The sequence below is a fragment of the Rhodococcus sp. FG69 genome (genome assembly GCF_057808915.1).
In genome coordinates this window covers 89,524-102,304 of record NZ_JBMDIX010000012.1, presented here as the reverse complement: position 1 = coordinate 102,304, position 12,781 = coordinate 89,524, and the positions used below count along the sequence as shown (strand labels likewise).

The window sequence follows — 12,781 nt, the reverse complement described above, 5'->3', positions numbered from 1 at the left end:
GCGACAGTCCGCAGAGGCCCCGCCGGTTCAGGCCGAAGGAACACCCTGGTGAAGCCACGAACTCTGCCCGTGCTCGGCAGCACGATGAGCTTCACGGATGCGGGCTCCGGTCCACTCGTACTCTTTCTGCACGGCAATCCCACCTCGTCCTACCTTTGGCGCAACATCGCGCCCGCCGTCGCAGCACACGGCTACCGAACGATCGCGGTCGATCTGATCGGAATGGGAGCTTCAGGCGCGTCCAATCGAGGCTATCGTTTGGTCGATCACCTCGCCCACCTCGAAACTTTTCTCGACGCGCTTGCGGTCAACGAGCTCACGCTCGTCGGTCACGACTGGGGAGGCGTCCTGGCGCTTGCCCTCGCTCGGTCACGACCCGATCAGGTGCGCGGGGTCTCGATCCTCGAGGCACACATCCACCCGATCGACAGTTGGTCGGATCTCCCCCGACCAGATCAGGAGATGTTCTCGAGACTTAGAGCCGAGGGTTCAGGAGAGCAGACGGTCCTGGAGGAGAACATTTTCGTCGAAGTCGTTCTCCCCTCTGGCATCGTTCGCAGCCTGAGCCGAGAGGATCACGATCGCTATCGGGCACCCTTCCAAGATCCCGCGTCTCGTGCGCCCATTCTGCAGTGGGTGCGCGAGATCCCCATCGCGGGTAACCCGTCTGACGTCGCCCACGTGATCCGCGAGAACCTCGATGTCTTCCGCGACCCCGCTTTGCCCACGCTCCTGATACACGGCACGCCAGGCGCCCTCATTGGCCCCGCCGAGATCGCATGGTGCTCCGCTCATGGCCAGAGCATGACGTTCGCAGCCGTCGGAGCCGGAACTCACTTCCTCCCCGAAGATCGCCCGAGCGAGATCGTGACCGCTCTCGCAAGCTGGCTCACCGCCGTCTCCTAAGGCCATCGTCAAGAGATGAGCGCGACACAGGTTCCTCGCGGACCTGCGTCCCGTTCGGGTTTGCAAAGGAAGCACTCGAGTTTCACGCATTCGACTCCACCACTGAGCTTCTCGTCTGCCCGAAAACAGCCGCTCGCCACCTCCGTCGAATTCCGGTCGTCGAACCACAGATCGTCTACCCCATCTCGTTGATCTCCAGGACCAATCCCCACCCCGGATTGCGTTCGGTAGACGATCATTTCGCGAGCGTGGCCCCGATGCCGGAGTCGGCATGGTGTCCGTCGTGGGCCGCCGAGACTTCACGAGCCGGAATCGCACAGAACTCGCTGCTCTGCCCTACCGCGAGAAGGCCGGGTCGCTCCCCGCCGCCCATGCACTCCAAATTTTGACAGGCCGCGTTGTCGTACCTCGCCCGAATCGGGCTACTCGGCTCGATCGCGAGTACGCCCTTCTCGCGACGGAAGCGGGTCGATACTGACAGACTCCCTCACGGCCGCACTTCCGCTCCGTTATGTTCGGGTGCCACGCCAATATGTTCAGGTTGCCACGCCAGCCAGGTCTGACCCCGGAAGGAAAGACAGTGACGACGAACAAGTCTCCGGATCTCGAGGACATCAGGTCGGCGATGGCCGAGTTGGCGGACAGCTTCGCCACCGAAACCGAACTCGAACCCATCCTCGATGCCGTGACCGATCAAGCCGTGCGATTGATCGACGGCGTCGATTTCGCCGACATCTTGCTCATCGACGAGCAAGGGCACCGATCACTGGCACCGACCGCGTCGCTCGCCGTGCATCTCGACACCCTCCAGATGGAGTCGCTGGAAGGGCCGTGCCTGGAGGCCGCCACCAATGAGCCGCTCGTTCACAGCGCCGACCTCAGCCGCGAGGAACGCTGGCCCGTGTTCGCCGCGGCCGCGTTGCAAACCGGTGTGCGCAGCATGATGTCGTTCCACCTGTACACCTATCCCAGCAAGAACAAACGCAAAGTCATCGGCGGCAGCGGTGCGCTGAACTTGTTCGGCCGCACCGTCGGTCCGTTCGGTCTCTCAGATCAGGCCGTGGCGGCGATGCTCGCCACCCACGCCGCCGCCGCGCTCGTCGCCGCCAACCGCCAGATCCAGTTCGAGTCTGCACTCACCAGCCGAGACATCATCGCTCAAGCCAAGGGCATCGTGATGGAGCGCTACACAGTCGATGCCGTGCGCGCGTTCTCTCTCATGTCCAAGCTGTCTCAGGACACCAACACACCCCTACGCGAGATTGCCCAACGCATCATCGATAGCCTGTGAGAAGCGGCTGAGCGCCGCCGCTCGATGGTTGACCATGACCGGCTCGCCGCCGATAACGATGTCGGCGCGATCGAGGCCCGCCACGTGGCAGTAACGAACGAACTACGCCGACGCGGACTGTGAACCCGTCCAATTCTGTGATGCACCGGCGGCGACAGTTCGACCGTCCGGGGACGCCTACCGTGCCGACCACAATGCCACACATTAGAAGTGGCCTGGTCACGGTGGTGATGAGTAGGCGGTTCGATCTCGCGGTAGCGGGCCGCGGTGCCCAATGCGATCGTGATCGGTTCGTCTGGCCGTTGCGCACCCCGGTTTGGATCTAGTGTCACTGCCATGCGCAGACTCCGTGCTCTAGTAGTGACGGCGGCGGTACTCGCCCTCTCTGGGTGCGCGTCGCTGGGGCCGGATACCGCTGCCGCCGCGCGGATCGCGCAGAACTTTCATACCGCGCTCTCCGCTGGGGACGGAGCCGCCGGATGTGCAGTGTTGGCCCCTGCCACCGTCGAACAGTTGGAAAAGACCACGAAAGCCCCCTGCATGGACGGCATTGTCGGCGAGGACCTACCCGCTGCCGGCTCGGTGATCGACGTGCGTGCCTACGGCCGCGCAGCACAAGTCCGGATGGATACCGACACGGTTTTTCTCACCATCGCCGACGGGGAGTGGAAGGTCACCGCTGCCGGCTGCCGACCGGAACCAGGCGGACCGTACGACTGCGTGATCGAAGGGCCATGATGCGGCGACGAAAAGGTGATGCAGCGATGAAAATAGTGTTCTGGGTGTGCCTTGCGGTCATTGCGCTGGGGCTAGCATATTTCACTGCCATCGGATTGCTGCACCGATGAGCGGGGCACTCAAGCGCGGAGTCGCCGACAACGCACTGGCCTTGTTCTTCGGACTCATTTTCGTGGCCGCGTTGATCGGGCAGGCCCTCACCGGGGTTGCCCTGTACAACAACGAGCAGATCAGCAGCGGACTCGACGAGATCTCGACGCTGCAGTACGTGACCTCGTCGGCATTCGCCGTCGATGTCACCGAGAACTGGCAATCGGAGTATCTGCAGTTCTTCCTCTACGTCTATGCCACTGTCTGGCTGCTGCAGAAGGGCTCGCCGGAGTCGAAGAATCTGGGCCGTCGCGGCACCGAGTCGGATCAAGACCAACGTGTCGGCGTACACGCCGATGCCGAATCGCCGCGGTGGGCCAGAGCCGGTGGGTGGCGCCTGAGGCTGTATTCGCGCTCCCTCGGACTGGTGATGGGCACCATCTTCGTCTTGTCCTGGCTTGCGCAATCGATCAGCGGGACCAGCGAATACAACGAGAGCCAGCTGCAGAACCTCGAAGTGCCCCTGTCCTGGCGGGGGTACACGAGCTCAGCGGACTTCTGGAACCGCACCCTGCAGAACTGGCAATCCGAATTTCTGGCCGTGGCCACGATGGTGGTGCTTTCCATATACCTACGTCAACGTGGTTCGCCAGAATCGAAGCCGGTCGGTAGCTCACACACCGCCACTGGCGTCGAGGGCTGAATCGCGGCGGGAACGTCGCAGACCCTGACTTTGACTGGTACGGGGGTCAGCTCCGAATCCATATGCAAACCCTGCGCTCGCCGCGGAAGAATTCTTCGTTGTGTGTTTCGTCCGCGCCGATGCGTGGAAGCCTCTGAAAGAGCTCGGGCGTACTCGCCCGTGCACCGGCGACGAGCAACCGAGGCCCGAGAGATGACATCTCGCACCCTGCAATCTTGCCGCCGTACCTTCGGTCGCTGAAGCCTTCCGGCGACACCGCCGCCGATGCGCCGCCGCTGCCCGCGGCACATCCCGACACTCCGGAGCACGCCATGAGCACCGCCCCCGAGCAACGCATCGCCACCGAACCCCAGCTGTCGCAGATATGCGAGAAGATCGCCGAACTCGCCGTCACCTACGACATCGCCATCGGCACCGCCGAGTCGCTGACCACCGGCAACCTCGCAGCGATGCTCGGTAAAGCATCGTCGTCGGGGGACTGGTACCGGGGCGGAATCGTCGCTTATCACGAAAAGGTCAAACACACCCTGCTCGAAGTCCCCGACGGCCCGGTGGTCAGCGAACAAGCCGCAGCAGCGATGGCACGATCGACCGCCACGCTGCTGGGAGCGAACCTGACAATCGCGGTCACCGGCGAAGCCGGACCGCAGAGTCAGGAGGACCAGCCGCCGGGCACCGTGTGGGCGGCGGTCTACGACCGCGGAAACGTCAGGTCCGAGTGCAAAGAGTTCGACGGCGACCCCGAAGAGGTACTGGCGCAAACACTCTCGTTCGCCCTCGACAGCCTCCTCCGTCACGCCCGCGTACGCGCTCACGCCTGAGGTCCCAACCGAAGTGACCGTATTCGGCAAGGAAGAAAGGAAGAACAGCATGGACTTCACCGTGAGAACCACGATCCAGCACGAACTGGGTGTGAGGCCCTCGATCGGTCCCTCCGCCGAGATCGGCAGCCGCGTCACGTTTCTCGCCGACTACCTGCGCGTCAGCGGAGCGGCCGGTTTCGTTCTCGGCATCAGCGGCGGACAGGACAGCACCCTGGCCGGAAAACTCGCACAACTTGCCGCGCGCGAGGTGATCGAACTCGGCGGACGCGCCACATTCGTCGCCGTACGCTTGCCCTACGGGACACAGGCAGATGAAGCCGACGCCGACATCGCGCTGGACTTCATCGCCCCGGATCGGACGGTCACCGTCGACATCAAGGATGCGGTCGACGCATCAGCACGCTCGGCGGCGGCAGCCCTCGATGTGGAGCAGCTCGACGACTTCGTCCGCGGCAACATCAAAGCCCGCGAACGGATGATCGCTCAGTACGCCATCGCCGGCCAAGAGGACCTGCTCGTGGTCGGTACCGATCACGCCGCCGAAGCGGTAACAGGCTTTTTCACCAAGTACGGCGACGGCGGAGCGGACCTCACCCCGCTGTTCGGGCTCACCAAAAGTCAGGGTGCACAGCTTCTCCGGCATCTCGATGCCCCCGAATCGACGTGGACGAAAGTACCGAGCGCCGATCTCGAGGACGACCGGCCCGCTCTGCCCGACGAGCAAGCTCTCGGGGTCACCTACGGGCAGATCGATGCCTACCTGCAGGGCGATCCCGTCGACGACGACGTCGCGCACACGATCGAGCAGTGGTTCGACAAGACCCGGCACAAACGCACCACACCCGTAGGCCCCGACGATCGGTGGTGGCGCAGTGCGGTAGACGACGGCACCTGATCGGCGTACAACGCCACCGCAGAGACGACGCCGAAAATAACCCACCCAACAGCCGACACGACCCTGGAGGGAACTGATGACCGACGACAACGTACGCAGTGACGACTACACCGCCGACAGCGCCAACTCCGTTCGCGAGCATGCCGGTGAAGCACTCGAAGATGTCCGCAACTGGCCCGGATACCTGTGCATCGGCGTTGCCCTCGCGGCCCTCGGACTGACCCTGACCGCTGCTGGTTACGGCTTCGGCGGATGGGTCTGGATCGGCTCCATCGCAACCGTCGTACTGTTCGCGGCCGGTCTGACGATTGTGCTGCTCGAACGCAAACGAGTCAACGCCAAGGAAGGCCGCGACCTGACCGATCCCGGCGCACACTGACCGAGTTCAACAACGTTCTGCGTCGAAGCTCCGGGTCCAGGATCGTCTGGTCAACCACCCTGCAGTACGCGGTCGGATCGGGTTTGACCGATGGTCGTGAAGGGAATACATGTGCGTGGTGAACGACGACAGCAAAGAGGGCGGAGGGCACGCATGCATCAGGACGCAGATACCGACTCGGTAGTGATCTGGACAGAGACACCCCAGCAGCGAGCGTGGTGGGCATCGATTCTCGGCCTCGATGTAGCACCTGAGTCCGCAATTTCGCCGGTAGGCATCGCCAGTCGGGGCACCTACGCCGTGTCCACGGTTGCCGAGAGTAGCGCAGACCGACAACACTTTCCGAACGTACGCTCCATTCCCGAGCGGGTAGCGCTGTAGGGAAGCCCCAACGAAAACGCGGGGGAAGATTACAAGCGAAAGGAACGAGGATGCCGACGAACAAGTCCGACAATCAACCGCAGCTGAAAGACCAAGGCCTCTACGAGAAACTGCGCGACGAGGGCAACTCGAAGGAGAAGGCGGCACGAATATCCAACGCAGCGGCCAACGAGGGTCGAGGAAATGTGGGGAAGAAGGGCGGGAATTCACCGTCGTACGAGGACTGGACCGTCGACGAGCTCACCGACCGCGCCAAAGAGCTCGGAATCGACGGCTATTCGAAGCTTAAGAAAGACGAACTGATAGACGCACTTCGCAACCACTGATCGAGCTGGGCGGAGTTCAGCCAGCTGCAGCACGCGCTGCAGACGAACTCGGTGTAAGCGAAAGTGTGTTCCTTCGACCGCACCCACGAACCCAGTCGATGGCATCAGCCACCGTTCGAGCAGAGTCGGGTCGGTGATCGCTCGCCACACCACATCGGTGGCGTGAGGGTAGAACCGGCCGATCTCGACTCTCGACGGATCAGGTTCAGTCCACATCTATTCGTCCGCACTCCCGTCGAACATGGTCTTCGATCCCACTGCCAACGCGGCATCTTCGACCTCCATCCATCGGACGTCGAACTGCTCTCTCGTAACTGCCATGTGTAGTTCACTCTCGTTCCTGGGAGCGGGTCCAACCGCATGACCACTGAGACGCCGACGTACGTCCTCTGGCACATGACCAAACGTCGAATTCCCGCCTGATCGACTCCGTACTGCGCTTGCTCATAGGTGAAGCCCTCGTACATCAGCTGGTCGATCAGGCCTTGCCCACTTCCGAGGTCCACTGTTGCCCGTCCCACCACCAAAGTTGCCCGGAGCCTTCCGGGTCTGGATGCCATCCGGCGGGCGTCGTCATGGGGAGCTCCTTGCTCTCGACTTCCGTCTCTGCGACACCCAGCCCGCTCACGCACACGCACACCAGACAGACGCAACGCCGACAGACTCAGCGAACTCCTTGATCGCTACTTGCACGCCCGGACAGGCACCGGATCGAGCGGAGTCAACGTCAACTTGACCGTGCCACTTGCCGATCTGCTGAAGAAACCTACCAACGCGGAGAACACCAACCGCCACAACGCAACTCAGCGGCACACTCCGCCGAGCCCCAGCGACTGTGACTGGCCGTTCTGGCTGGACTGGACCGCGCGTGCGCTGCTCGCCAAGCCCGTCCTCCTGGTCCTTGGCAAGCGCGGCATAGCCGGTTTCCAGCGCCTTCTCGCGAAGTGATTCCGCACCTGCACGCAGCAACGCACGCACGATCCCTGACTCGGAATTGTCACGGACGGTGATGTGATTCTGCTGCGCCCACTCACGCAGGATGGCTGATTCGAGGCGATTCGGGTCGGAAAACACTGCCACCTCGGCTTGGTCCTCACTGTCGAGCGTGACCGGCAATCGCTTCACATCCATGGTTACTCACCTACTGAATCATGGCAATGGGCGTCGGCGTCTGCATTTGTTCGTTCGATTACTGGTGACCGGCTCACAATTCCGGCGGCTCGTATTGCCCGTACAGCCCACGGCGTTCGCCTCGAAGGAAGGCTTGATGCTCGGCGTCTGCTCGCGACCGTAGGTCTGCGATTCTCCGCTCTTCCAGATCGCGGCGGACCTGCCGCTGCACCCTGCTGTCGTGTATCAACCACACCGCGATGGCGATGATCACGACCGCGAGGATCATCACCCAGAATCGCGCCAGCACGCCCACGAGCAGCAGAATTCCCAACACCACGCCGATGGCCGTCGTGCCGTCGCTCGCGCGCCACCGTCGTCGGCCACCACCCTGGTGGGAGCCGTCGTCGATGGTGCTGCTGCCCATGAATCCACGATACCGACACAATCCGGACACGGGGTATCGGAAGAGCTAGTGCGCCCGGAAATCTCGCGTCCATTGTTGTCTGTAACACCGCGTTGCACTAATGTGAGTGGGACAGCTTGTCCAATGTAGATGTTTGGGCGATCGTCTCGCTCGGAAGGACCTCGTCACCATGACTGCGAGCACAACGCGAATCGCGTACGAGCAAACCCTGCAGACACTCTCCACCGCCTCGGTGCACCAACATTTCGATGCCTTCGTCGACATCCCGTGGGATGACCCCGACTACGCGGTGATTCCCGATGATCCACGTTGGGTCCTGCCTTCGTTCGACCCACTCGGCTCCACCACGTGGTACCGATCGCTGCCAGTGCAACGGCAGATCGAGATCGGCATGTACATGCAGGCCAACACCATGAAAGTCGGTCTGCAGTTCGAGCAGATCCTCATCAGCGGCCTCATGCACTACGCGCTGTCGCTGCCGAACAACTCACCGGAGTTTCGCTACTCCACCCACGAAGCGACCGAGGAGTGCCACCACACTCAGATGTTCCAGGAGTTGGTCAACCGCATCGGAATCGACGTTGCCGGCGGACCGCGCTGGTTCCGAAAGCTCGCACCGCTCATGCCCTTGGCCGCTGCCCCGCTTCCCTTCGGATTCTTCGTGGGAGTTCTGGCCGGCGAGGAACCGATCGACCATGTTCAGAAGACCATGCTGCGCAGCGGGCACGAGCGTCACCCGCTTGTCACCCGCATCATGCAGATCCACGTGGCCGAGGAAGCACGACACATCGGTTTCGCGCACCAATATCTGCAGTACAAAGCACCCAAGCTGAGCGCGCGTCAACGGGCCATCATGGGCGTCGCCACGCCGATCGTCATGCGCGTATTGTGCGACGCCATCCTCAAACCCACCCGAAAGATGCAGCGCGACCTCGGAATTCCCAAAGAGGTCGTCGACGAGGTGTGGTGGGACAGCGAGCACTCGAGCAAGGTTCTGCGCGACATGTTCGGTGACGTGCGCATGCTGTGCACCGAACTGGGACTGATGAATCGCTTCTCGCGTCGAGTGTGGAAGGCAATGCGTATCGACGGCCGGCCTTCGCGCTATCGCAGCGAACCCCTCACCCGGGCTTCCTGACCTGCCGCTGCGCTACGAGTAGATGACCGGATCGCTCGGTCGAATCTCGATCCCCGCGTGCTTGGCCACCCCGTCCAGTACTTGCCAGATAGACAGATTCAAGAACTCGGCCAGCTGCTGCTCGTCGATGGTCCGCTCGGGATTGGCGAGCCATCTGTTGACGCTGTGATCGATCAGCCCGATCAACCCGAATGCCACAGTTTCGGCCAATGCCGGATCGGCGTTGCGCGCGCGCAGATTCATGTCGAGCACGGCCGCCACCTTCACCGCCACAGCGGTTTTCGCACCGGTCACCGTCCGTGATCCCGCGGTCCGGCGACTCGCCGAGCCGATGCCCAGAAACAGGTGCAACTGCGGAAACTTGACCACCCAGCTCAGGTAGCTGTCCACTCCGTCGGCGACGGCTTCTCCGATGGTTCCCATGGGGTCCATGGCCAGGCGGTCGAGCAGAATCCCCAGAATCCGAATGCGTATTTGCTCATCGAGATCGGAACGATCTTCGAACACTCGATACACCACGGACCGTGGAACGCCGGCGCGTCGCGCAATCGTCGCAACCCCGACGTCGGGCCCCTCCTCGCCGATGACAGCGACGGCCGCGTCGAGAATTCTCGCGCGGCGCTCCGCCTTGTGATCCGCCCATCGCACGGTACGTCCGTCTACCGCGGATCCGGGCTGATCACGTTCGTTGGCCATGGCGAACACGATAGTCAGCGGCCCGAATGCTGGACTGTATGAGACACAGTGTCTAAGGTATCTGCAGCGGCGCAGCCTTACCGCTCCTCACCTCGCCCCAGCGGCCGATCAGGTGGGACACGCTTATCGGAGACCGATGGGACGCGACATCATCGCCCCCGGAGGCGGTGTCGGCATCGGGTTCCTTCTGCCGTGGTTGACCGCGGTCAATGCCCTCAAGCTCGTCCCGGACGTACAGTCCCTCGCGAACGGCACTTTCGATCAACAGTGGCTACGGAGCCGACTCGAGCACCCGGCCGTCTTCTTCGACCTACTCATCGCAGCACTGGTCACCGAGTCGATCGACACCGTGCCCCCGGAACTGGAGGCGCTGCTCACCGATAACTCCTCGATACGAACCGATCTCGTATCGCATCCAGAGAACATCGGCGTCCCGACCATGCTGTACGGAGGCTGGCACGACATCTTCACCAACAGCCAACCCCGGATGTACAACGCGATTCCACTACCACCCGGGCACAAGCAACTGATCATGGGCGACACGTACCACCTGGGCCCCGCCGCGCAATTCGGAACACCGGGTGCACCACCACGTCTCGACGTCCTGCAGCGCGCATGGTTCGACCACTGGCTCGAGGGCATCGACAACGGAATCGACAGTTACGGCCCAGTCACGGTCAAGCAGCAAGGCGGACCCTGGGCGAGCCTGCCATCGTTCCCGCGGCCCGGAATGAACTATCAGCGGATGTACCTCGACCCGGAATCGAGCGGCACGAGCCCTCATGCGGTACACGACGGCAGCCTTCGGACCGACACCCGCAGCGCCGGGACGCTAACCGTCGCACCGGGGCTGGCGACGCTGTGCTCACAGGACAGCGCACAAGGATTGGCAGGGATCACCGCAATTCTGGATGCCTGCGGCAAGGACTCGCGCATTGCCGAACACTCGGCCCAGACATTCACGAGCGCACCGGTGGGAGCGGCCACCCAGATCTCCGGGCCGGTCAACGTCCACCTCGAAACGATGCTCGACACCACCGACGGCTACTGGACCGCCACACTCAACGACGTGGCACCCGACGGCACTTCCACCGCTCTCACCTCAGGGCAGCTCGCGGCATCGGTCCGCAAGACCGACGCGGTACTCCAACCAGGACACAGGCTTCGGGTGGACATCTTCGCCGGTAACTTCCCCAAGGGTCTGCTCCCGCGACCCCTGCTCAACGAATCCCAATTGGCCCCACAACATCTCGTCCTCGATCCCCAGCGACCGAGCTTCGTCACTGTGCCGACCGACGTTCCCCTCGCCTGAGGTCTCAGGCGTAGTCGTAATCGTCGAGCGGGAAGCTGCTTGCCTGGCGGTACGTGCTGAGTGTGGAGCTCGGCCGGAGCAGTGTCGCTTCACCGTGCTGGTTGAAGTAGTAGCTGTTGGCCGTCGAGCATTGCCCGAGAGCGAAGACCGAGTCACCGACCTTCGCCGTCATGCGATCCAGGAAGTCGTCGTTGGCGTGGTGGGTGACCTCGAAAACCGTTGCGTTACGTTCCTGCATCGCGGTGAACAGTCGGTCGATGTGCCTCATCTGTGACTCGATGGTCGTGAAGTACGACAGTCCGGAGTAGGAGTACGGACTGTTGAGGGAGATGAGGTTGGGGAATTCCGGAACCGCGATCCCCTCGTAGGCCTGAAATCTGTTCTCGCGCCACCAGTTGCCGAGGTTGCGTCCGCCGCGACCGATGATCTCGATCGCCGGAAAGTTGACGTCCCAGAGGTTGAATCCGGTGGCCAACACCAACACGTCGATGTCACGTCGGGTGCCGTCGGCGGTCCGGATTCCGTCGGCGTCGACACTCACGATCGACGAGGTCTGCAGGCTCACATGCTGTTTCGTGAATGTGCGGTAGTAGTCGTTGGAGAAGGTCGGGCGCTTGCATCCGAAGGAGTAGTCCGGGGTCAGCTTTCGGCGAAGCTCGCGGTCCCGCACCTGACGGGACAGATGGGCCCGGCACCACAGTTCGCCCAGCTTGTTCACCAGCGGCAACTGCTTGTAGTGCAGTACACCGGAGACCATCATCATCTCCAGAATGGATGTGCCGATCATCCGTACGAGTCGTTGCGTCAGCGGCAGTGCCGCAAACGTCTTCTGCACGACGGCGGGGATGGTGACGTCGGGTTTCGGACTCACCCAGATCGGCGTGCGTTGATAGACGGTGAGTTCGGCGGCTTTCTCGGCGACCTCGGGGATGAGTTGGACTGCGGTGGCGCCGGTGCCGATGATCGCGGCGCGTTTGCCGGTCAGGTCGTAGGTGTCATCCCAGTCGGTGGTGTGGATGATCTTGCCGGCGAAGGTATCGATGCCGTCGATGTCGGGCACCTTCGGCTGGGACAGGAACCCGGTGGCGGTGAACAGGTACTTCGCGGTCAGCTGCTCACCGCCGCTGCACCTCACCGTCCACTGGGCGTTGTCCTCGTCCCATGTGGCGCCGTCGACGACGGTGTCGAAGCGCATGAGCCGTCGGAGACCGTATTTCTCGGCGACGTGGCTGGCATAGTTCTTGAGCTCCGCGCCCGGCGCGAAGAGCCGCGACCAGTACGGATTGGGTTCGAAGGAGTATGAGTACGTGGACGACGGGATGTCGACGGCCAGTCCCGGGTACCGGTTGACGTGCCAGGTTCCGCCGAGATCCGACTCGCGTTCGAGGATGAGCAGATTGTGGTAGCCGAGCCGGTTGAGCGCGATTGCGGCACCCATTCCGCCGAATCCGGCGCCGATGATGATGGCGTCATAGTCCGTGACCATGAACATCTCCTAAAGATCGAGGTGGGCGTGCCGGTCAGGTGTTCGATGTCGTGAGCAATCTCGGCCGCCACCTACACGC

General features: G+C 62.7%; 16 protein-coding genes. 12 read left to right on the top strand and 4 right to left on the bottom strand.

Annotated elements, in window-relative coordinates; genetic code table 11:
- Nucleotides 1–48: 48 nt before the first annotated feature.
- From ACODSO_RS11970 to ACODSO_RS11930, 9 genes are all read left to right on the top strand, one after another.
- Nucleotides 49–906, top strand: a complete 858-nt coding sequence (locus ACODSO_RS11970; protein WP_156520289.1) for a haloalkane dehalogenase — start codon at nt 49–51, stop codon at nt 904–906.
- Between the two features lie 580 nt (nt 907–1,486).
- A complete protein-coding gene (locus ACODSO_RS11965; protein ID WP_231912457.1) occupies nt 1,487–2,197 on the top strand; it encodes a GAF and ANTAR domain-containing protein in 711 nt (236 codons plus the stop codon).
- 336 nt (nt 2,198–2,533) lie between these two features.
- Complete coding sequence (locus tag ACODSO_RS11960) at nt 2,534–2,935, top strand: hypothetical protein (protein WP_068372584.1); 402 nt, start codon at nt 2,534–2,536, stop codon at nt 2,933–2,935.
- 106 nt (nt 2,936–3,041) lie between these two features.
- Nucleotides 3,042–3,728 (top strand): DUF6766 family protein, encoded by a 687-nt coding sequence (locus tag ACODSO_RS11955; protein WP_068372541.1) that lies wholly within the window; start codon nt 3,042–3,044, stop codon nt 3,726–3,728.
- Nucleotides 3,729–4,039: 311 nt separating this feature from the next.
- A complete protein-coding gene (locus tag ACODSO_RS11950; RefSeq protein ID WP_068372581.1) occupies nt 4,040–4,549 on the top strand; it encodes a CinA family protein in 510 nt (169 codons plus the stop codon).
- A gap of 49 nt (nt 4,550–4,598) precedes the next feature.
- Nucleotides 4,599–5,447: an NAD(+) synthase gene (gene nadE / locus ACODSO_RS11945; protein WP_068372578.1), complete on the top strand. Its 849-nt coding sequence runs from the start codon at nt 4,599–4,601 to the stop codon at nt 5,445–5,447.
- 76 nt (nt 5,448–5,523) lie between these two features.
- Nucleotides 5,524–5,826 carry a hypothetical protein gene (locus ACODSO_RS11940; protein WP_068372538.1) on the top strand — a complete coding sequence of 101 codons (303 nt, stop codon included), beginning with the start codon at nt 5,524–5,526 and terminating at the stop codon, nt 5,824–5,826.
- 153 nt (nt 5,827–5,979) lie between these two features.
- The gene (locus tag ACODSO_RS11935) at nt 5,980–6,207 is read left to right on the top strand and encodes a hypothetical protein (protein WP_068372535.1); all 228 of its coding nucleotides are present in this window, start codon (nt 5,980–5,982) and stop codon (nt 6,205–6,207) included.
- Nucleotides 6,208–6,257: 50 nt separating this feature from the next.
- Nucleotides 6,258–6,533, top strand: a complete 276-nt coding sequence (locus ACODSO_RS11930; protein WP_068372533.1) for a DUF7218 family protein — start codon at nt 6,258–6,260, stop codon at nt 6,531–6,533.
- Nucleotides 6,534–7,011: 478 nt separating this feature from the next.
- Here ACODSO_RS11930 and ACODSO_RS11925 read toward each other — a convergent pair whose 3' ends face one another.
- The gene (locus tag ACODSO_RS11925) at nt 7,012–7,110 is read right to left on the bottom strand and encodes a DUF2510 domain-containing protein (RefSeq protein WP_082897723.1); all 99 of its coding nucleotides are present in this window, start codon (nt 7,108–7,110) and stop codon (nt 7,012–7,014) included.
- A gap of 110 nt (nt 7,111–7,220) precedes the next feature.
- On the opposite strand from ACODSO_RS11925, the gene ACODSO_RS11920 reads away from it, so the two are divergent.
- Nucleotides 7,221–7,481 (top strand): hypothetical protein, encoded by a 261-nt coding sequence (locus ACODSO_RS11920; protein WP_156520288.1) that lies wholly within the window; start codon nt 7,221–7,223, stop codon nt 7,479–7,481.
- Nucleotides 7,482–7,737: 256 nt separating this feature from the next.
- Here ACODSO_RS11920 and ACODSO_RS11915 read toward each other — a convergent pair whose 3' ends face one another.
- Entirely contained in the window at nt 7,738–8,070 is a 333-nt protein-coding gene (locus ACODSO_RS11915; RefSeq protein ID WP_068372527.1) for a hypothetical protein, read from the bottom strand.
- Between the two features lie 169 nt (nt 8,071–8,239).
- On the opposite strand from ACODSO_RS11915, the gene ACODSO_RS11910 reads away from it, so the two are divergent.
- A complete protein-coding gene (locus ACODSO_RS11910; protein ID WP_068372524.1) occupies nt 8,240–9,208 on the top strand; it encodes an AurF N-oxygenase family protein in 969 nt (322 codons plus the stop codon).
- Nucleotides 9,209–9,220: 12 nt separating this feature from the next.
- Here ACODSO_RS11910 and ACODSO_RS11905 read toward each other — a convergent pair whose 3' ends face one another.
- Nucleotides 9,221–9,904: a TetR/AcrR family transcriptional regulator gene (locus tag ACODSO_RS11905; RefSeq protein WP_068372521.1), complete on the bottom strand. Its 684-nt coding sequence runs from the start codon at nt 9,902–9,904 to the stop codon at nt 9,221–9,223.
- Between the two features lie 136 nt (nt 9,905–10,040).
- Between ACODSO_RS11905 and ACODSO_RS11900 the strand changes: the two genes are divergently transcribed.
- Nucleotides 10,041–11,216, top strand: coding sequence for a CocE/NonD family hydrolase (locus tag ACODSO_RS11900; RefSeq protein WP_068372518.1), 1,176 nt, complete (start codon nt 10,041–10,043; stop codon nt 11,214–11,216).
- Between the two features lie 4 nt (nt 11,217–11,220).
- Here ACODSO_RS11900 and ACODSO_RS11895 read toward each other — a convergent pair whose 3' ends face one another.
- On the bottom strand, nt 11,221–12,702 hold the full coding sequence (locus tag ACODSO_RS11895; protein WP_489037163.1) for a flavin-containing monooxygenase: 1,482 nt from the start codon (nt 12,700–12,702) through the stop codon (nt 11,221–11,223).
- Nucleotides 12,703–12,781 lie beyond the last annotated feature (79 nt).